This is a genomic window from Candidatus Enterococcus courvalinii, from assembly GCF_017315945.1.
GTDB lineage: Bacteria > Bacillota > Bacilli > Lactobacillales > Enterococcaceae > Enterococcus_B > Enterococcus_B courvalinii.
Genome location: NZ_JAFLWI010000001.1, coordinates 75,091 through 92,823 on the forward strand (window position 1 = coordinate 75,091; position 17,733 = coordinate 92,823).

Here is a 17,733-nt window from a genome sequence, read left to right on the forward strand (position 1 = left end):
TCTTGAAATTTTCCAAGGAATTACATTTTCGAGACATATTTTTTCAATCAGGCTTCCAAAATTTGAACACCTACGCCTAACAAACCTGGTCCAGTATGCACCACTAAAGCTGGCGAGATTTGCCCAAAGTACAGTTGTTGTACTTGTGGAAACTCTTGTCGTAATCTTTCTTCCATGGCGTGTGCTTCCTCTTCTGCAGCTCCATGTGCCACAGCCAAATTGAAAACTTGTGCATTCCCTACTCGCTCTTTAATTAAAGCTACGGTTTTATCCAAACTTTTTTTTCGGCCTCTGGCTTTAGCGACAGTGTAATAAATTCCCTCTTCATTACAAGAAATAATAGGATTTAATTTCAAAGCTGTTCCTAAAATGGACGCAACTAAACCAATTCGACCACCTTTTTGTAAATATTCTAGCGTTGCCACATTGAAGAAAACCTTTGTTTGTTTCACTAAAGTTTCCAATTGGTTGATCACTGTTTGCCAGTCCAGTCCGTCTTCAAGCCATTTTGCTGCCTGGATCGCTGAGAAGCCTGCACCAATTCCAATATTTTTCGTATCAAGGATATATGTCTCTAACGAGGTCTGTTGTTCAGCAATCAATCGCACAACATTATAGGTTCCAGATAAACCGCTAGAGATTGTAATCGCTAGCACTTTTTCGTATCCATCTGCTTTGATTTGATCAAAAATAGCAGTAATCGTTTCACCATCAGGCAATGAAGTTCCTGGAATTTCTGTTGGTAATTTGTCATAAATTTCTTCTGGGGTAATGTCTACCTTATCAATATATTCACGATTTGAATAAATAATTTTCAAAGGAATCATATACATATGATATTGTTCCATCAGTTCTGCCGGAACATCTGTACCTGAATCAACTAAAATCGCAATCTTTTCTTTATTCATTTGGTTTCTCCCCTTTTAGATAATCTGTTTCTAACATAATTGTTTGTTCTGCAAGTAATTTTAAGGCAAAAGATAAAGTCGCCGTTTTAACAGCTATCATTTCGACCGCCATCGTTTGATTCAAAATGAGTGGTGCTTGCTCTTTTCCTTGTGCTTGTTGACTAATTAAATGAATAGCGGCTTCCTGTTCTTCGCAAAATAAATTATAAGCTTCCCGAATGCCGATCACTTTTCCTTGAAACAAGATTCCGTCTTTGATTTCTGGAATCGTCAAGACTTGTTTTAAAGTTGTAATCGCGATTAAAAAAGCAACATGTTGCTTTTTGTAACGTTTTTTGACGGGTGCTGGAATCAATCCTTGCTTAACATAATTATTGACCATCGAAGACGTCAACAATGGATGCTTTTCCCCTTGGATAATCGGTGATAGATAACGATCAATCAGAGTGATTACCTGATCCATATATAACTCTAAATCGGGTAGTTCTTCCCACCGTGGTAAACGAAATGTTTCGATATCTGTTCCCCACGCAACTAATTGTTCACGCATTTTTTCCATTAGTTCGTCTCCTTTTCTAATTTCATCAACATCATATCAGAGTTATCAAAAACATTCAATCTAGTTTTCAAAACTAGATAATTTCTTAATTTTCATTACACCAAAATGGAAATATAATGAACAATAGCCTCAAACAACAAAAATGATTGACCTAGAATCCTTTTCAGAATTTTGGGTCAATCATTTTTTATTCCTATAGAAAAATTCTATCCATACCTCTTTGGTAGCTGCACAATAAGCGTACCCCATTTGCATTTGTGTTAAGTAAATCTTTTTTGTGCTCTATCACTTCCTCTAAACACGTTTATAAATTAAAAAACATGTTCACACCTAAAGGAAACCCCTTACAATTTTACATCCAATATTTATACTAAGAAGTGAAGAAACAGTGGCCACCTCGTTCTTCTAATCAAAGATAGACTTTAACGCTTCACTCAGTAATTGTTCAAATTGATTTAATGCTGTCCCAAAGAAAAGATTCGGTTGATATTCTGATAAAACTTGTGGTGTATATGTCTCTGTGCTAATTGTTAAGGTGGATAATTGTCCGATTCGAGAATTTTTTTCTCCAACAAAGGAAATTAAATCGATCCGATGTTTTTTCGCCATTTCGGCAAGTTCCGTTAAACGAAAAGTATCCCCAGAATTTGAAATAATGATAATCAGAACATCTTTTTCAACATTTTCGCGAAGAAATTCCAAATGACTATTAGCAGTCGCACAAAATCCATAAAGATTAAACATTTCAGAAAAGTGATTAGCGATATTTTGAGAAAATCCTGATCCTAGGATCATAATTCTTTTTTCGCGATAGGTGGTCAGCAAGTTGATGAACATATCTCTATCGGCACTTGAGAAAGTACGAGAGAAATTGTTGAGAGACTGCTTGTTTCCATAAGCAAAAACTAGTTCACTATAGCCAGAATAGCCAATCTTTTTTGCCATATTGACAATCGTCGCTGTTGAGACATAGGATTCTTTTGCTACATCACGAATACCTAATTTTTTTAGTGTTTCACGGTTTTTATCCATAAATCGTAAAACAGCAGCTTCTGAATCATTCAACTGATATTTTTCAATAAGCGTTTCCGTATCCATCAGATTCACCTCAAATTCAATTCTTTCGTTAGGAGTATTATATTATGACAGAAAAACAGTTTATTCAAGACCCTTGGGCAAAAATGACCACTAGAAATGGTTTACCTGGAGATGAAGTTATTTCAGCTTTACAAAAATCGATTCGTAGAGGAAAAGAAAAAGAAGCCTGCGAATTTGCCTATGAAATGTACATCACTTCACCACAATTTGAAGAGAAACTATGGCGTCGATTACTAGCTATCAGTGTGGAGGACATTGGAATGGGAAATCCAATGGCTGCAATGATGATCAATCATTTGAACATCATGCGTAAAGAATTCCAATACAACGAATCAGACCGTGCAATGTTTTTCTTCCATGCCATTCGTTACTTGTGTGAATCAGAAAAAGATCGTTCATCTGATTTACTTAAAAATATTGTGATAAAAAGTTTCGCTATGGGCTATGTACCTGAGATTCCAGACATTGCCCTCGACAAGCATACAACTCGTGGCCAAGAAATGGGACGTGGTTCAGAACATTTTTTACACGAAGCTAGTAAAGTGGTTCCCCAAGCAAAAGTAACGAATGATTACAAAGAACAATATGAAAAAATCATAGAAAAATATGATCCAACGCAAGTGGTTCCAAGTACCTTTGCTTTTAATCCTTGGCAAGTATAAGGGGGAAATTTCATGGAAAATTCGACAATCATTACAAAACTCAACGAGATGCTTAGCCCTATCGCTGCAAAAATCGGAAATCAGCGTCACCTTAAAGCTATTTCTAGTGGTATGATGTTTGGTTTGCCCTTCATTGTTATTGGTTCTTTTTTTCTGATTTTCGCTAACCCACCTATCAACTTAGATCAATATACTCCTGAAACAGCTAATTTTTTCCTGAAATTTATGGCAAGCTGGAAGGATTTTGCAGTTGCAAATTACGATCTGATTACTGCACCCTATAATTTAACTATGGGACTTATTGGACTCATTAGTGTTTTTGGGATCGCTTTCTCTCTTGCTAGTGAATACAAAATCAATCCATCTATGAATGGCATGGTTGCATCAGTTATTTTTCTAATGGTATGTACACCTGTAACAGAAGGAATGATCAATTTAAATTATTTAGGGACAAATGGTTTGTTCGTAGCTATTATAATTGGTCTTCTGGTGGTCGAAATCAATCGCTTATTTGAAGTAAAAGATATTAAATTAAAACTGCCAGATACCGTACCACCTATGGTAGCAACCTTCATCAACACTTTGGTTCCACTATTGACGAATATCATTCTTTTTTATGGAATGAACTTACTCTTTTTGAGTACAACTAAAAAGATTTTTCCAGAAACAATCATGAGCGTGCTAACACCTGCCACTGATATTGCAGGAAGCCTTGGCGGGTTCCTGTTAATCGTTACTTTAGGAAATATCTTATGGTTATTTGGCATTAATGGCTCATCCATCATTTTCCCAATCGTATTTACCTTAGGCATGGCGCAAACTGGACTGAACGCTGAGCAAATGTCTAATGGAGAAGCGATGACCCATCTAATGAATTTGCAAATGTTTCGTATTTCTGTTTTAGGTGGTGCTGGTGGAACTCTTGGCTTAGTCATTTTAATGATGCGTAGCAAAGTGTCAGAATATCGTACAATTGGAAAGCTATCGCTTATTCCAGGTATTTGTTCAATCAATGAACCAATCATTTTCGGCCTGCCAATCGTTTTTAATCCAATTCTGGCAATTCCGTTTTTAGTTACGCCAATCGTTTCATTATTACTAACCTATTTTGCTCAAAAACTAGGATTGATTGGCCTTGGATTTATCGTAGATCCTTCCTTCACACCATTTTTTGCACAGACGTATCTTTCAAGTATGGATTGGCGAAATATTGTCTTTTGTTTACTACTAATCCTGATCAGCGCTGTCATCTATTACCCATTTTTCAAAGTAATGGAAAATAATAAGACAAAACTGGTGAATGAAGAACAATAATCTGCTTTGCTTAGCAACAAAAAATTCCTTTATAACAGTTGAAATAAAAAATCCATTATGAATTTTACGAGCTATCCTTCCATCCGTTTATCTGTAAGAGGATAGCTCGTATCACAAGTTGAATATAAATCATGAAACGAAAATTCACCTTCTATGAGATTGCTGATGTTGCAGACAAAACGACTTAAGTTATTACCTTTTTTGAGGGTTAGCATACATCAAGTGTAAACAATGCGGTTCTCAAACAAAAAAACAAGCACGCCAGCCAAAGCATGCTTGTTTTTATTATCGTTAAGAATCAAGAGGCCCGCCGAAAAATCGGCGGGAAAGGAGTAAAAATGAAAAAGTGTTAGGGTTCGTTCTTTTATTAAGAACTTTGTTTTGTTAGTATGTTTATATAATAGCCAGAATTTATGAATAAACTATGAAAAAAATTCTCTAACCTTGTAAAATTTTCTTTGATTTTTTTCTACGTCTTCTTGCATTTTAAAACTCTTAGTGCTAATATTATTAAGTACTTTTGGTACGGGCCGTTAGCTCAGTTGGTAGAGCAGCTGACTCTTAATCAGCGGGTCGCGGGTTCGAGCCCCTCACGGCCCATTGGGTGCCAAACCCACGAGAATGGTAGTTTGTCGGCGTCTTCGGACGTTTGGAAGACAGACTACGCATTCTCTTTTTTTATTTTCGGACATAAAATTCAAATATGCTACTTATTTTTTCGGCTTTAATAATACGGATACGCAAAAAACGAGTTCATTAAAGCTTCTATTACTCATTCTCTATTCTCCTTCCTCTTTTTTAACTGCTACTCTTTCCGAATAAATATTATAGTAGAAACACCTCTCTTAGCGAAGTATTTCCAGCTAATTAATGTTAATTATCTAACCCAATAACACTTACCATCGTTTGAATCGCTACTTTTTTCAAACTTTCTTTGTTCCTTTTCTTCTTCAACAGACAGCGTAACGTTTGCTTTCCATTAATAACTCATTTAAGCTTTGAAGTATGAAATACAGACTGTCACTTGGCCAGTTGTTCGTTGTCATGTAAGCATTCAAAAAACAAAGTAAGTAGAGTAAATCAACTAGCTTCTACGCTGCAGAAAAAACTTTAGGAGGAACAACTATGGACATTTATTTAACATTTACCGATCAAGCAAAAGAAGTAATCCATTTTTACGAAGAAATCTTCTCTGTCACTTGTACCGACCTGACAACTTTTGAAGATATGCCTAGTTCACCTGATTTTTCTATTCCAGAAGAACAAAAAGAGCTTGTTTTAAATGCTAGTCTGATGATTTATGGTACACGCGTCATGTTTTCCGACACGCCAGAAGGTATGTCCGCTCCTGTTGTTATGGGGAATAATGTTTCTTTAGTCATTCAGACGACCACTCCAGCAGAAACCAAACAGCTTTTCCAACAATTAAGTGAGGGCGGAGAAGTTACTATGCCTTTAGAACCCACCTTCTGGGCAAAGCTTTACGGAACATTTACTGACCGCTACGGAATCAATTGGATGGTCAATCTTCCCTTAGAGGAGGACTAGCTGCCCCAGTCTTTCGCTAGATAACTTTCTTTTTGGTTTTTCCTGATTTGCTCGTATAAAATAAAAGGAGTGTAGCCATTCTGGCCACACTCCTTTTTTGGCAACTTCTGTTAAGCTTTCCAGCTAGCTACTTTGTCTGGGTTATTTTCAATCCAAGTTTTTGCAGCTTCTTGTGGATCTTTTCCATTGTTGATTTCTAGCATAACTTCTTCCATATCTTCTTTCGTCCAATTGAATTGGTCCAGTACTTTATATGCTTCAGCTTGGTCTTCCTTCAATCCTTTACGAACCATTGTATGGATCTGTTCTTCACTACCCATACCATTTTTAGGATCTTCTAAATATTTCAACTCATATTTTGCGAACATCCAATGAGGCGACCAACCAGTGATCACAATTGGTTCTTGCTTCTTAATTGCTTGTCCTAAAGCGACTGTCATTGCACCTGATGAAGAGGTTTCTACCGTCCAGCCTGCTAAATTATCATATGTGTTGATTGTATTTTCTGCGGCGTTGACTACACCAGCACCGGGCTCGATCCCAATGATTTTTTTATTTGCTTGATTTGTTAAATCAGCAATTGAGTCCACATCCATATATTCTGGAACAACTAACCCAACTTTTGCTCCTTTTAAATTTGCTCCTAAATCAACAACTTGATCTTTGTATTGAGCATATTGAGAGCCATGTGTTTTTGGTAACCAAGCAGAAACCATGCCATCTGATTCTCCCTTGGCAATTGATTCCCACATGATTGAATTATCAAGTGGTGTCATCGTTACATCATAACCCATTTGGCGTAGGACTTCACCTACTACATTCGTTGAGGCCACTTCTGTATCCCATTCGACATAAGATAAGTTAATTTTCTTCGTTTCTTTACTTGAAAAGACGCTACCAACACCTAGTGCACCTAGCAAGATAACTGCTGTTGCAATGATGATTGCTCCACGACGTTTTTTACTTTTAGCGCCTACTGAATCACTTGCTTTTTTGGTACGTGGTTGATTCAAATGTTGTGTGAAACGGTCAATGATAATTGCTAAAATAACTAATGCAACACCATTAACAAATCCATTCCCAACTTGTGCACGTTGTAATGCAGACAACACGCCACGTCCTAATCCAGGCGCGCCAATCATTGAAGCAATCACAACCATAGATAATGAAAGCATCGTTGTTTGGTTGATACCAGCCATAATAGTATTTTTGGCTAAAGGTAGTTCTAATTTAAATAATTTTTGCCAGCCTGTACTCCCAAATGAATCAGAGGCTTCCACTAACTCTTTTGGCACTTGACGAATACCTAAATTCGTAAAACGAACAGTTGGCGGTAAAGCAAAAATAACGGAAGCGAAAACACCGGGTACCATTCCAATTCCGAAAAAGGCAACTGCTGGAATTAAATAAACAAAACCAGGCATTGTTTGCATAAAGTCAAGAATCGGTTTGATTACACTCTGTGCTTTATCACTTTTTGCCATTAAGATTCCTAACGGCACACCAATAATAATTGAAATCACACTTGATAATAAAACAAGAGTCACTGTGTTCATCAAATCCGTCCATAACCCTTGATTATAGATAAACCATAAACCAATCAGTGTAAATAAAGTCAAACCTAGACGTTTTTTAGAAATAAAGAAAGCTACTATTGTTAATAGTAAAATAAAAATTGGTGCTGGAATAATCAATAAAAGATTGGTTATCCCAGTCATGATTGCTTGTCCGATTGTTTGTAGGAAAGAAAACAAGCCCGAGAATGTCGTTGTGAACCATTCCGTCATTGTTTCTACCCAATCAGCAACAGGAATTTGATAGTTTAATAAATTATTCATGTTCACTCACCTCACTTGTTTCTGCTAACGCTTCAATCACACTTCCACGAATGACGACTCCTCGTAGCTTGCCATTATCAACAACTGCTAGTGGCGTTGGTGAATCATAAATAATATTAAAGATGTCATTAACCAACATATCCTTATCAATGGTCGTTACATTCTCATCCAAGAAATCAGTCAATGGCCGTTTTTGACGACGAGCTTCCAAGGCATTTTCAGCTGTAATGATTCCTTTTAAATGACGCTTTTTATCAACAGCCATCAGCATGCTTACTTCTTCACTGCGCATGCGTGTCAATGCGACATTTGGTCCATCCACTTCAATATTTGTTGTTAAAGCTGGTACCATGATATTTTGTGCAGTCAAGACTTTTGAACGATCGACTTCTTCCACGAATTCACGGACATATTCGTTCGCAGGATTTGTTAAAATTTCTTCTCCTGTTCCAATCTGCATAATTTCTCCGTCTTTCATTAGTGCAATTCGATCACCAATGCGTAACGCTTCATTTAGATCATGAGTGATAAAAATAATTGTTTTTTGAACAGAAGCTTGTAATTCAAGCAGCTCATCTTGCATCTCACGACGGATCAATGGATCCAATGCAGAGAAAGCTTCATCCATCAACAAAATTTCTGGATCATTTGCTAGCGCTCGTGCTAGACCTACACGTTGTTGCATCCCACCAGATAATTGATTAGGATATTGATCTTTAAATGAAAGCAAGCCAGAATTTTCTAACGCTTGCTCCGCTTTTTTCTGGCGTTCTTCTTTGGGTACACCACGAACTTCTAATCCATACTCCGTGTTTTCTAAAATCGTTCGTTGTGGAAACAATCCAAAGTTTTGAAAAACCATGTTGATTTTATGACGACGAACTTCGCGTAATTCTTCTTTATTTAATTGGGATACATCTTCCCCATCAATATAAATATTTCCAGCAGTTGGCTCAATCAGACGATTCAATAATCGAATCAATGTAGATTTTCCGCTTCCTGAAAGTCCCATGATGACGAAAATTTCGCCTTCTTTCACATCAAAATTCACATCGTATACGCCAACTGTTGCACCAGTTTTCTTTAAAATTTCTGTTTTTGGTTGATGCTGTTGCATCATTTCTAATGCGGTTTGTGTCTTTTTACCAAAAATCTTTGTTAATTTTTTTACTTCAACTTTTGCCAAACCAATTCTCCTTTTTTTCGCAAGTTTCAAATTTTTTTCATGAAAAAAGTGACCACACAATATTAACATCATGTAGTCACTTTGTCAAAAAAAGAAAAAAGAGCGCACAATCGCTTGTCCGCTCTGCATTTTGCTTATTTTTATTCTTCTGGATAGAAAAAATTCATCATTCGCTGTAACGTATATTCGTTTCCAATAAAGTGAACTGTATCACCTTCACTAAATTTTGCATATGGGCCTGGGGAAACGAGTAGTTCTTCTTCATGCGAGATCGCAATAACTGTCGCACCAGTGACTTGCCAAATATTTAATTCACTGATGGATTGATCCAAGTGTTCCGCATTTTTGCTTAATTGCAATTCAAACGGTAATAGTGGATTCATTTTATGGATACGTTTTGTTTGGTTAACTAATTGATCCAGAAGTTGCGAAAAGTGATCCAACTCTTCTTTTTGTTTTTCGACACTAGCCATAATATCTGCTTTGGTTTCCTGAATAGATTGTACATCTTGATATTGTAATAAAAATTCTTTTGCTTTTTCTTTGGAAGCAACAAATGCACCACTACCATGACGAACTTCCATGATCCCCAAGTCAACTAAAACATTGATGGCTTTACGTGCCGTTTCTGGTGAGGCATTATAAGTGCTTGCTAAGGTGGAGCGGGCATGGATTTTTTCGCCAACTTTGTAACGATTTTCCACTATTCGCTCCGCTAAGTCCACCGCAATTTGTTGGTAACGTGGACGAACAACTTTTTTCTTTTCCGCCATAGCTTCTTTCCTCTTCCCTTTCGAATCTTGTCAAACTCATCTTACTATGCTCGGTTAAAATAAGCAAAAGAAGCTGAAGTAAAACGAATGTCTTACCTCAGCTTTTTTTCAGTTCTTACTTAATTTTATTATTTTTCAGTGCTTGATGCTTTTTTCACTGGACAAGTAGTATGACAATCATCACAATTCTTACCTTTTGTCACGCGAGAATAAACAATATAGCCTGCACTACCAAAAATCAATATACTTAATAAAAATGTTGCCATCTTATCTTTCTCCTTCTAATGAAAGTGACACAACAGATTCTTTTTGTGCCATCGGTTTTTTTATGATGCCATACACGAGAGCAATCAATACGAAGCCAGCTAAATAAGTCATGATTGATAAAGTTCCACCTTCAAAGACCACATGCCCAATTTGATAGATGATAAAACTTACTAAGTAAGCTAAGCCACACTGATAACCAATCGCAATCCAGGTCCACTTTTTCGAACCCATTTCGCGATGAATTGCGCCAATTGCAGCAAAACATGGTGCACACAACAAATTAAATGCAAGAAAAGAATAAGCTGCGACTGGCGTATACGTACCACGAAGAACTTGCCAGATTTCTTGCCCGTTTTCGGAAACTTCTCTATTTCCGAAAAGAATACCAAATGTTCCAATCACATTTTCTTTTGCCACTAACCCAGTAATCGTTGCAACGGCCCCTTGCCAATTTCCCCAGCCGAGTGGATGGAAAACAGGTGCGATGATTCTTCCCAGTCCAGCTAAAATACTGTGCGTTTCCGCTACTGACTGACCACGGAAATTATAAGAAGATAAAAACCAAACAGCGATACTTGAAACAAAAATAATCGTTCCTGCTTTTTTCACAAATGATTTACAGCGATCATACGTTTGTCGCAAAATTGTTTGAAGTTGCGGAAAATGGTACATGGGTAATTCCATAATAAATGGGGCTGTTTCGCCAGCAAATAAGCGTGTCTTTTTCAAAGCAATCCCAGATAAAATAATAGCACTCATTCCTAAAAAGTAGGCAGACGGTGCCACCCACGAAGAATGTGGAAAGAAAGCGCCGGCGATCAATGCAATGATTGGTAATTTCGCGGAACAAGGCATGAAAGTCGTAATCATAATTGTTAAACGACGATCTTGTTCATTCTCAATCGTCCGACTCGCCATCACGCCCGGTACACCACAGCCCGTTGCAATCAACATCGGGATGAACGATTTTCCTGACAAACCAAACTTGCGGAACAAACGATCCATCACAAAAGCAATGCGTGCCATGTACCCGCAGTCCTCAAGAAAACTTAAACAGAGAAACAGAACCATCAGTTGTGGTAAAAAGCCTAACACTGCACCAACACCAGCAATGATACCGTTCAAGATGAGTTGTTGCATCCAGTCTGCGACTTGAGCAGCCTGCAACCAGCTTCCAACTGTTTCCGGTACCCATGAGCCAAAGAATGTATCATTGATCCAGTCCGTGCCCATCGTTCCAATTGTTTGAATGGCTAAATAATAGATAAACCACATCACTAGCGCAAAGATTGGTAACGCCAACCAGCGATTCGTTACGATTCGATCAATTTTGTCGCTTAACGAATATTGGAAGGAATCAACCGTTACCACACTCAAAGCTATTAGTTGTGTAATAAATTCATATCTTTCATTGACAAGGATCGTTTCACTTTCTTCTGCAAAAATTTTTTCTGTTAACTGAATCAGCTCTTCAATTTCTTTTGTTTGTTGCGTTGTTAACCCTAATTCAGAACTAGCTAATGCTTCTCGTTCAAAGTACTTTAAAGCATACCAACGTTGATTTTTCATTGTGAAATCAAAATGCAAGACATCTTCAATTTCGTTTAATGCTGCTTCTAATCGTGGATCGTACTCGCATGGTTCTGGTATGGTAAAGGTTTCTTGATTGGTTAACAACTTGGAAACACGTTCAAGCCCTTGGTTTTTGACAACACTCATCGGAATAACTGGCACACCTAAACCATAAGACAATTTATCCAGATTAATTGTTTTCCCTTCCTTCTTGACCACATCCATCATGTTTAAACAAACCACCACTGGCATGCCTAAATCAAGTAACTGCGTAGTTAGATAGAGATTTCTTTCCAGATTAGTCGCATCTACGATATTCAACACAACATCTGGTCGTTCATGAATCAAATACTCTCTGGCAACCATTTCTTCAGGTGTGTATGGCGAAAGAGAATAAATGCCGGGTAAATCTTGAATATGGATGGCTGGATGTTTTTTTAGGTTACCTGATTTTTTTTCGACCGTAACCCCTGGCCAATTCCCAACATATTGATTGGCTCCCGTCAGCGCATTGAATAGACTTGTCTTCCCACTGTTAGGATTACCAACTAACGCAACTTCAATACTCATTCACTTCGCTCCTTTTGAACAAGAATCAATTCCGCTTCTTTTTTTCGCAATGTTAATTCATAGCCGCGTAAAGTAATCTCAATTGGATCGCCCAATGGTGCTAACTTTCGAATCGCTACTCGAACATTTTTCGTCACACCCATATCCATTAAACGTCGTTTCACCGCACCTTGCCCATGGATAGCTACCACTGTCGCACTTTCACCAACAGTTAGTTGATCGAGCGATGTCCAAGTTTCAGCTAATGTTTCTGGCTTCTTCACAATGATTTGTGCTAATACTTCTCGATTGACTGCAATTCGATTGTTCTTTAATAGTAGAATTGCATTTTCCCCTGACAAATTCACAACAACAATTTTGGTTCCTGGAATGATTCCTAAATTTTGTAAATGATTTTTGACAGACTCTTTTGTCTGGATTTTGACAATTTGGTAAACTAAATTCTGTTTTGCTTGTGCTAAAGTTTCCATCCTAAATCCTTTCTTGTGAAAAAAATCATGTGGGGAAATGATTTCATTCTTTTTGTTTCTATTTATTTTTATCTAATATACTAACGATTGATAATCATTCTCAACAAGAATAACTCCATCAATTGAGAAAGTCAATTATCATTGTGAAAGATTACACTTTTGTTATAAATTATTTTAATTTGATGAGAAAAAAATCTTTTTAAGCGGTTATCCACAGCTTTTTTTTGCTTGATTATGAGTTTTCCCTTACTGATGCTTGCTTTCAACTGTTTTTCAAAAAACACAAAACTTAGTATTCCACAGTTTCCACAACACAATATATAGTGTTTCTTGATTGACTTTTTTACTAAGAGTTTTATACTATTGATTATAGATAACGACGGAGTATGTTATGAGGAGGCAGAAATAATGAACGTAAAAATTTTTTCTAAAAACAACTGTATGCAATGTAAAATGGTCAAGCGCTTTTTAGCTGATAATGAAATTGATTTTGAAGAAGTAAATATCGACGAAAAACCAGAAGCAATCAATTGGTTGAAAGAACAAGGATTCCAAAGCGTCCCTGTGACAACTTCTGAAATTGAAACAGTTATTGGCTTCCGTCCAGATCAATTACGCAAATTAGCTAGCTAATTTGTCTATCAACTAAAAATAGGTAACACACTTGGATTTGACGGCTCGACCAAAAGCCCCGAATCCTTTTTTAAAGCACGATTCTCCAAAACTAAACAAAAAGAAAAGAAGGTTGGCGTACTTATGAGTCTTAAAAATTTAAAAGATGTCAGTTACTTTAAGTTAAACAACGAGATTAACCGACCAGTTAACGGTCAAATTCCTTTGAACAAAGATAAAGAAGCTCTTGCAGCTTTTTTTGAGGAAAATGTGCAACCAAATACAATGACATTTCCAACAATCAAAGAAAAAATCGATTATCTGATTGAAAATCAATATATCGAAGCAGAATTTATCCAATTATATTCTGATAAATTTATTGAAAAGTTGTATCAATTTTTGGCAGACCAACACTTTACCTTTAAGTCATTTATGGCAGCTTATAAATTTTATTCTCAATATGCGTTAAAAACGAATGATGGCTCTGCCTACCTTGAATCTTATGAAGATCGTGTAGCTTTCAATGCCTTGTACTTTGCAAACGGTGACGAAGCGCTTGCGTTAGCTTTAGCCGATGAAATGATCCATCAACGTTACCAACCTGCGACTCCTTCATTCTTGAATGCTGGGCGTAAACGCCGTGGCGAATTAGTTTCTTGTTTCTTAACACAAGTGACTGATGATATGAATTCGATTGGGCGATCAATCAACTCTGCCCTACAATTATCTCGTATTGGTGGCGGTGTGGGGATTACTCTTTCCAACTTACGTGAAGCAGGTGCTCCTATCAAAGGATATGAAGGCGCAGCTAGTGGTGTCGTTCCTGTCATGAAATTATTCGAAGACAGCTTTAGTTATTCAAATCAATTAGGTCAACGTCAAGGCGCTGGCGTGGTTTATTTGAACGTTTTTCACCCAGATATCGTTGCCTTTTTATCTGCAAAAAAAGAAAATGCTGATGAAAAAATACGTGTCAAAACACTTTCTCTTGGTGTCGTTGTTCCTGATAAGTTCTATGAATTGACTCGTAAAAACGAAGAAATGTATTTATTTAGTCCTTATAGTGTAGAAAAAGAATACGGCGTTCCATTTTCTTACGTAGATATCACGGAAGAATATGATAATTTAGTAGCAAACCCTAATATTCGTAAACAAAAAATCAAAGCACGTGATTTAGAAAATGAAATTTCAAAATTACAACAAGAATCTGGTTATCCTTATATCATCAATATTGATACAGCGAACCGTGAAAATCCAATCGACGGCAAAATCATCATGAGTAATCTATGTTCTGAAATCTTACAAGTTCAAACACCATCTGTCATCAATGGCAAGCAAGAGTATGAAGTGTTAGGAACAGATATTTCATGTAATTTAGGTTCAACGAATATCGTTAACTTGATGGATAGTCCCGACTTTGGAAAATCGATTCGAACAATGACTCGTGCCCTAACATACATTACAGATGCTTCTGATATTGATGTTGTGCCACCAATCCAAAATGGAAATAAACTAAATCACACAATTGGATTAGGTGCAATGGGCTTACACACTTACTTTGCAAAAGAACAAATGGAATATGGTTCTGAAGATTCGTTAGACTTTACCAATATCTATTTCATGTTGTTGAATTACTGGACATTAGTCGAAAGTAATCAAATTGCTCGTGAACGTAAGGAAGTTTTCCATAACTTTGAAAAATCAGACTATGCGAATGGTACTTACTTTGACAAATATATCACTGGCGAGTTCCAACCAAAATCTGAAAAAGTAAAAGCATTATTTAAAGGTATCTTCGTCCCAACTGCACAAGATTGGGAAGAGTTAAAACAAGCGATTATGAAAGATGGTCTATATCATCAAAATCGTCTGGCGGTAGCACCAAACGGTTCAATTTCTTACATTAATGATACAAGTGCAAGTATCCATCCGATTACGCGAATGATTGAAGAACGTCAAGAAAAGAAAATCGGTAAAATTTACTATCCTGCACCTTATCTTTCAAATGAAACGATTCCTTACTATACTTCTGCTTACGACATGGATATGCGTAAAGTTATTGACATTTATGCGACGGCACAAAAGCACGTCGATCAAGGAATGAGCTTAACTTTATTTATGCGTTCAGAAATTCCAGAAGGCTTATATGAATGGAAAACAAGTAGCAAACAATCCACACGTGATTTAAATATTTTACGTCACTATGCCTTCCATAAAGGCGTGAAATCAATTTATTATGTACGTACCTTTACCGATGATGCAGAAGAAATCGGTAGCAATCAATGTGAAAGTTGTGTCATTTAACAAGAGCACGAATTTAGAAACGACAATCAATAAAGGAGTAAACCCATGTCAGAAACTTATTATGAAGCAATTAACTGGAATGAAATCGAAGATATTATTGACAAGTCTACCTGGGAAAAGCTAACGGAACAGTTTTGGTTAGATACCCGTATCCCACTTTCAAACGACTTAGACGACTGGCGGACACTTTCTGAACTAGAAAAAGAAACCGTTGGTCATGTATTCGGTGGTTTGACGTTGCTTGATACAGTCCAATCAGAAAGCGGGATGGATCAGCTACGAAATGATGTCCGTACGCCACATGAAGAAGCTGTTTTAAATAATATTCAGTTTATGGAATCTGTTCACGCGAAAAGCTACTCTTCTATTTTCAGTACATTAAATACAAAAAAAGAAATTGAAGAAATTTTTGAGTGGACTAATACGAACGTCTATTTACAACGCAAAGCGGAACGCATCAATGAGATTTATAAAAACGGTACACCTTTAGAGAAAAAAGTGGCGAGTGTTTTCTTAGAAACATTCCTCTTCTACTCTGGTTTTTATACACCTCTTTATTATTTAGGAAATAACAAATTAGCAAACGTTGCTGAAATCATCAAATTGATTATCCGCGATGAATCTGTTCATGGAACATATATTGGTTATAAATTCCAACTTGGCTACAACGAGTTACCTGAAGCAGAACAAGAACAATTAAAAGACTGGATGTACAATTTGCTTTACGAATTGTATGAAAATGAAGAACGTTATACAGAAGAATTATATGATGAAATGGGTTGGACAGAGGAAGTAAAAACTTTCTTACGCTACAATGCAAATAAAGCATTGATGAATCTCGGAATGGACCCACTTTTCCCAGATACTGCAAATGATGTCAATCCAATCGTCATGAATGGGATCTCAACTGGTACAAGTAACCACGATTTCTTCTCTCAAGTCGGAAATGGTTATTTACTAGGTCATGTGGAAGCAATGAAAGATGATGATTACTTAATTGGATTAGAATAAAAGATTCGACATTCTTTAATCGAATCTTTGGGTACTTTTCTTTCGATAAAAAGAAAGTAATACACCAACTATTCGCTCTGGAAAACAAAAAATCATCTGAAAATGATTTACCTCTTTTGAAGATCATTCGACTTATTTTGCAAGTTTCTTTTGAGCTATTGTTGATTCATAAAAAAAATGTCTGGGACATAATCAAAATGATTATATCCCAGACATTTTTTACGTTTCTAGTTATCAAGAAAGACTAACCAGGCGTAACTTAGTAATATTTTTATACGTGGAAAGTTCCTCGATCACATCCGTGTAAGTCATTCCCTTAGGTAAATCAATCGTGTAAATATTCGTGTAAATACGATAATCTTCAACAAATTTAACATCAAAATTCACATCTTCAATTTTAATTTTTCTTGCTTCAAAATAATCAGATAAAAAATCTTTGGTTTCTTGTCGATGAATAAATTGGATCTCTAATTTTTTTGTTGTCGGAACGTGAATAATCCGCTTAACCATTGTCAAGGCAATCATCACGCCAATGAAACTAATGATGGCAATTGAATAAAAGCCCATCCCGATCGCAATTCCAAGGCCAGCTCCTGCCCAAAGAGAAGCCGCTGTCGTCAAACCAGTCACTGAGCGCTTTGTTACAATGATTGTTCCAGCACCTAAAAAACCGATCCCACTAACAACTTGAGCAATCAATCTTGCTTCATCTGAACGAATCACGCCTGAAAGATCTGGATGTTGCATCGCATCTTGCACTGCTCCTCCAGCAATTTCCACTTGGATCAAAGCAATGATACATGCACCCATACAAACTAAAATATGTGTGCGCATTCCTGCTGGACGATTTTTATATTGTCTTTCAAAACCAATTGCCCCCCCAAACAACATCGCCAACCCTAAACGCAGCGTAATCTCTGGAATCGTTAATACCATATCTGCCATCTCACCATCTCCTCTCATTCAATATAGCACATTTTTTATGGGTAAGAAAAAAGAAGACAACCAAATACTCATTGATTTGGTCGTCTTCTTTTCAAT

At 36.8% G+C, this 17,733-nt stretch carries 16 protein-coding genes and 1 tRNA gene; 7 read left to right on the forward strand and 10 right to left on the reverse strand.

What is annotated here, in order from left to right; translation table 11 throughout:
• Positions 1 to 47: 47 nt before the first annotated feature.
• The 3 genes from JZO71_RS00380 to JZO71_RS00390 all read right to left on the reverse strand — a co-directional run bounded on the left by JZO71_RS00380 (position 48) and on the right by JZO71_RS00390 (position 2,565).
• A complete protein-coding gene (locus tag JZO71_RS00380; RefSeq protein ID WP_206897614.1) occupies positions 48 to 908 on the reverse strand; it encodes a DegV family protein in 861 nt (286 codons plus the stop codon).
• Positions 901 to 1,467, reverse strand: a complete 567-nt coding sequence (locus tag JZO71_RS00385) for a DUF1836 domain-containing protein (RefSeq protein WP_206897615.1) — start codon at positions 1,465 to 1,467, stop codon at positions 901 to 903. The genes JZO71_RS00380 and JZO71_RS00385 overlap by 8 nt, the downstream gene beginning before the upstream one ends.
• 405 nt (positions 1,468 to 1,872) lie before the next feature.
• Positions 1,873 to 2,565, reverse strand: a complete 693-nt coding sequence (locus tag JZO71_RS00390) for a MurR/RpiR family transcriptional regulator (RefSeq protein ID WP_206897616.1) — start codon at positions 2,563 to 2,565, stop codon at positions 1,873 to 1,875.
• A gap of 44 nt (positions 2,566 to 2,609) precedes the next feature.
• Here JZO71_RS00390 and JZO71_RS00395 point away from each other — a divergent pair, with 44 nt between their 5' ends.
• From JZO71_RS00395 to JZO71_RS00410, 4 genes are all read left to right on the forward strand, one after another.
• Entirely contained in the window at positions 2,610 to 3,227 is a 618-nt protein-coding gene (locus JZO71_RS00395; RefSeq protein WP_206897617.1) for an AAA family ATPase, read from the forward strand.
• 12 nt (positions 3,228 to 3,239) lie between these two features.
• Positions 3,240 to 4,541 carry a PTS sugar transporter subunit IIC gene (locus tag JZO71_RS00400; RefSeq protein ID WP_206897618.1) on the forward strand — a complete coding sequence of 434 codons (1,302 nt, stop codon included), beginning with the start codon at positions 3,240 to 3,242 and terminating at the stop codon, positions 4,539 to 4,541.
• 527 nt (positions 4,542 to 5,068) lie between these two features.
• Positions 5,069 to 5,141 (forward strand) — tRNA-Lys (locus tag JZO71_RS00405).
• Between the two features lie 525 nt (positions 5,142 to 5,666).
• Positions 5,667 to 6,089: a VOC family protein gene (locus tag JZO71_RS00410; RefSeq protein ID WP_206897619.1), complete on the forward strand. Its 423-nt coding sequence runs from the start codon at positions 5,667 to 5,669 to the stop codon at positions 6,087 to 6,089.
• Between the two features lie 110 nt (positions 6,090 to 6,199).
• Here the strand turns inward: JZO71_RS00410 and JZO71_RS00415 are convergent, their stop codons facing one another.
• The 6 genes from JZO71_RS00415 to JZO71_RS00440 all read right to left on the reverse strand — a co-directional run bounded on the left by JZO71_RS00415 (position 6,200) and on the right by JZO71_RS00440 (position 12,765).
• Positions 6,200 to 7,927, reverse strand: coding sequence for an ABC transporter permease/substrate binding protein (locus JZO71_RS00415; protein ID WP_206897620.1), 1,728 nt, complete (start codon positions 7,925 to 7,927; stop codon positions 6,200 to 6,202).
• Positions 7,920 to 9,113: a quaternary amine ABC transporter ATP-binding protein gene (locus JZO71_RS00420; protein ID WP_206897621.1), complete on the reverse strand. Its 1,194-nt coding sequence runs from the start codon at positions 9,111 to 9,113 to the stop codon at positions 7,920 to 7,922. Before JZO71_RS00420 ends, JZO71_RS00415 begins: the two co-directional genes overlap by 8 nt.
• Before the next feature lie 140 nt (positions 9,114 to 9,253).
• Positions 9,254 to 9,886, reverse strand: a complete 633-nt coding sequence (locus tag JZO71_RS00425; RefSeq protein WP_206897622.1) for a GntR family transcriptional regulator — start codon at positions 9,884 to 9,886, stop codon at positions 9,254 to 9,256.
• Between the two features lie 128 nt (positions 9,887 to 10,014).
• Positions 10,015 to 10,152, reverse strand: a complete 138-nt coding sequence (locus JZO71_RS00430; RefSeq protein ID WP_206897623.1) for a FeoB-associated Cys-rich membrane protein — start codon at positions 10,150 to 10,152, stop codon at positions 10,015 to 10,017.
• A 1-nt stretch (position 10,153) separates the two neighbouring features.
• Positions 10,154 to 12,295, reverse strand: coding sequence for a ferrous iron transport protein B (gene feoB / locus JZO71_RS00435; RefSeq protein WP_206897624.1), 2,142 nt, complete (start codon positions 12,293 to 12,295; stop codon positions 10,154 to 10,156).
• Positions 12,292 to 12,765, reverse strand: a complete 474-nt coding sequence (locus tag JZO71_RS00440) for a FeoA family protein (RefSeq protein ID WP_206897625.1) — start codon at positions 12,763 to 12,765, stop codon at positions 12,292 to 12,294. Before JZO71_RS00440 ends, feoB begins: the two co-directional genes overlap by 4 nt.
• A gap of 408 nt (positions 12,766 to 13,173) precedes the next feature.
• On the opposite strand from JZO71_RS00440, the gene nrdH reads away from it, so the two are divergent.
• The 3 genes from nrdH to nrdF all read left to right on the forward strand — a co-directional run bounded on the left by nrdH (position 13,174) and on the right by nrdF (position 16,692).
• Positions 13,174 to 13,398 carry a glutaredoxin-like protein NrdH gene (gene nrdH / locus JZO71_RS00445; protein ID WP_206897626.1) on the forward strand — a complete coding sequence of 75 codons (225 nt, stop codon included), beginning with the start codon at positions 13,174 to 13,176 and terminating at the stop codon, positions 13,396 to 13,398.
• Between the two features lie 123 nt (positions 13,399 to 13,521).
• Positions 13,522 to 15,681: a class 1b ribonucleoside-diphosphate reductase subunit alpha gene (nrdE, locus tag JZO71_RS00450; protein WP_206897627.1), complete on the forward strand. Its 2,160-nt coding sequence runs from the start codon at positions 13,522 to 13,524 to the stop codon at positions 15,679 to 15,681.
• Positions 15,682 to 15,726: 45 nt separating this feature from the next.
• Positions 15,727 to 16,692, forward strand: coding sequence for a class 1b ribonucleoside-diphosphate reductase subunit beta (gene nrdF, locus JZO71_RS00455; RefSeq protein WP_206897628.1), 966 nt, complete (start codon positions 15,727 to 15,729; stop codon positions 16,690 to 16,692).
• Positions 16,693 to 16,926: 234 nt separating this feature from the next.
• Here nrdF and JZO71_RS00460 read toward each other — a convergent pair whose 3' ends face one another.
• Positions 16,927 to 17,637: an MgtC/SapB family protein gene (locus tag JZO71_RS00460; protein WP_067482927.1), complete on the reverse strand. Its 711-nt coding sequence runs from the start codon at positions 17,635 to 17,637 to the stop codon at positions 16,927 to 16,929.
• Positions 17,638 to 17,733 lie beyond the last annotated feature (96 nt).

What these genes read in the sequence shown, in the direction of transcription:
- JZO71_RS00380 (WP_206897614.1), bottom strand. Translation starts at nt 908, where the DNA reads ATGAATAAAGAAAAGATTGCGATTTTAGTTGATTCAGGTACAGATGTT.
- JZO71_RS00385 (WP_206897615.1), bottom strand. Translation starts at nt 1,467, where the DNA reads ATGGAAAAAATGCGTGAACAATTAGTTGCGTGGGGAACAGATATCGAA.
- JZO71_RS00390 (WP_206897616.1), bottom strand. Translation starts at nt 2,565, where the DNA reads ATGGATACGGAAACGCTTATTGAAAAATATCAGTTGAATGATTCAGAA.
- JZO71_RS00395 (WP_206897617.1), top strand. Translation starts at nt 2,610, where the DNA reads ATGACAGAAAAACAGTTTATTCAAGACCCTTGGGCAAAAATGACCACT.
- JZO71_RS00400 (WP_206897618.1), top strand. Translation starts at nt 3,240, where the DNA reads ATGGAAAATTCGACAATCATTACAAAACTCAACGAGATGCTTAGCCCT.
- JZO71_RS00410 (WP_206897619.1), top strand. Translation starts at nt 5,667, where the DNA reads ATGGACATTTATTTAACATTTACCGATCAAGCAAAAGAAGTAATCCAT.
- JZO71_RS00415 (WP_206897620.1), bottom strand. Translation starts at nt 7,927, where the DNA reads ATGAATAATTTATTAAACTATCAAATTCCTGTTGCTGATTGGGTAGAA.
- JZO71_RS00425 (WP_206897622.1), bottom strand. Translation starts at nt 9,886, where the DNA reads ATGGCGGAAAAGAAAAAAGTTGTTCGTCCACGTTACCAACAAATTGCG.
- JZO71_RS00430 (WP_206897623.1), bottom strand. Translation starts at nt 10,152, where the DNA reads ATGGCAACATTTTTATTAAGTATATTGATTTTTGGTAGTGCAGGCTAT.
- feoB (WP_206897624.1), bottom strand. Translation starts at nt 12,295, where the DNA reads ATGAGTATTGAAGTTGCGTTAGTTGGTAATCCTAACAGTGGGAAGACA.
- JZO71_RS00440 (WP_206897625.1), bottom strand. Translation starts at nt 12,765, where the DNA reads ATGGAAACTTTAGCACAAGCAAAACAGAATTTAGTTTACCAAATTGTC.
- nrdH (WP_206897626.1), top strand. Translation starts at nt 13,174, where the DNA reads ATGAACGTAAAAATTTTTTCTAAAAACAACTGTATGCAATGTAAAATG.
- nrdE (WP_206897627.1), top strand. Translation starts at nt 13,522, where the DNA reads ATGAGTCTTAAAAATTTAAAAGATGTCAGTTACTTTAAGTTAAACAAC.
- nrdF (WP_206897628.1), top strand. Translation starts at nt 15,727, where the DNA reads ATGTCAGAAACTTATTATGAAGCAATTAACTGGAATGAAATCGAAGAT.
- JZO71_RS00460 (WP_067482927.1), bottom strand. Translation starts at nt 17,637, where the DNA reads ATGGCAGATATGGTATTAACGATTCCAGAGATTACGCTGCGTTTAGGG.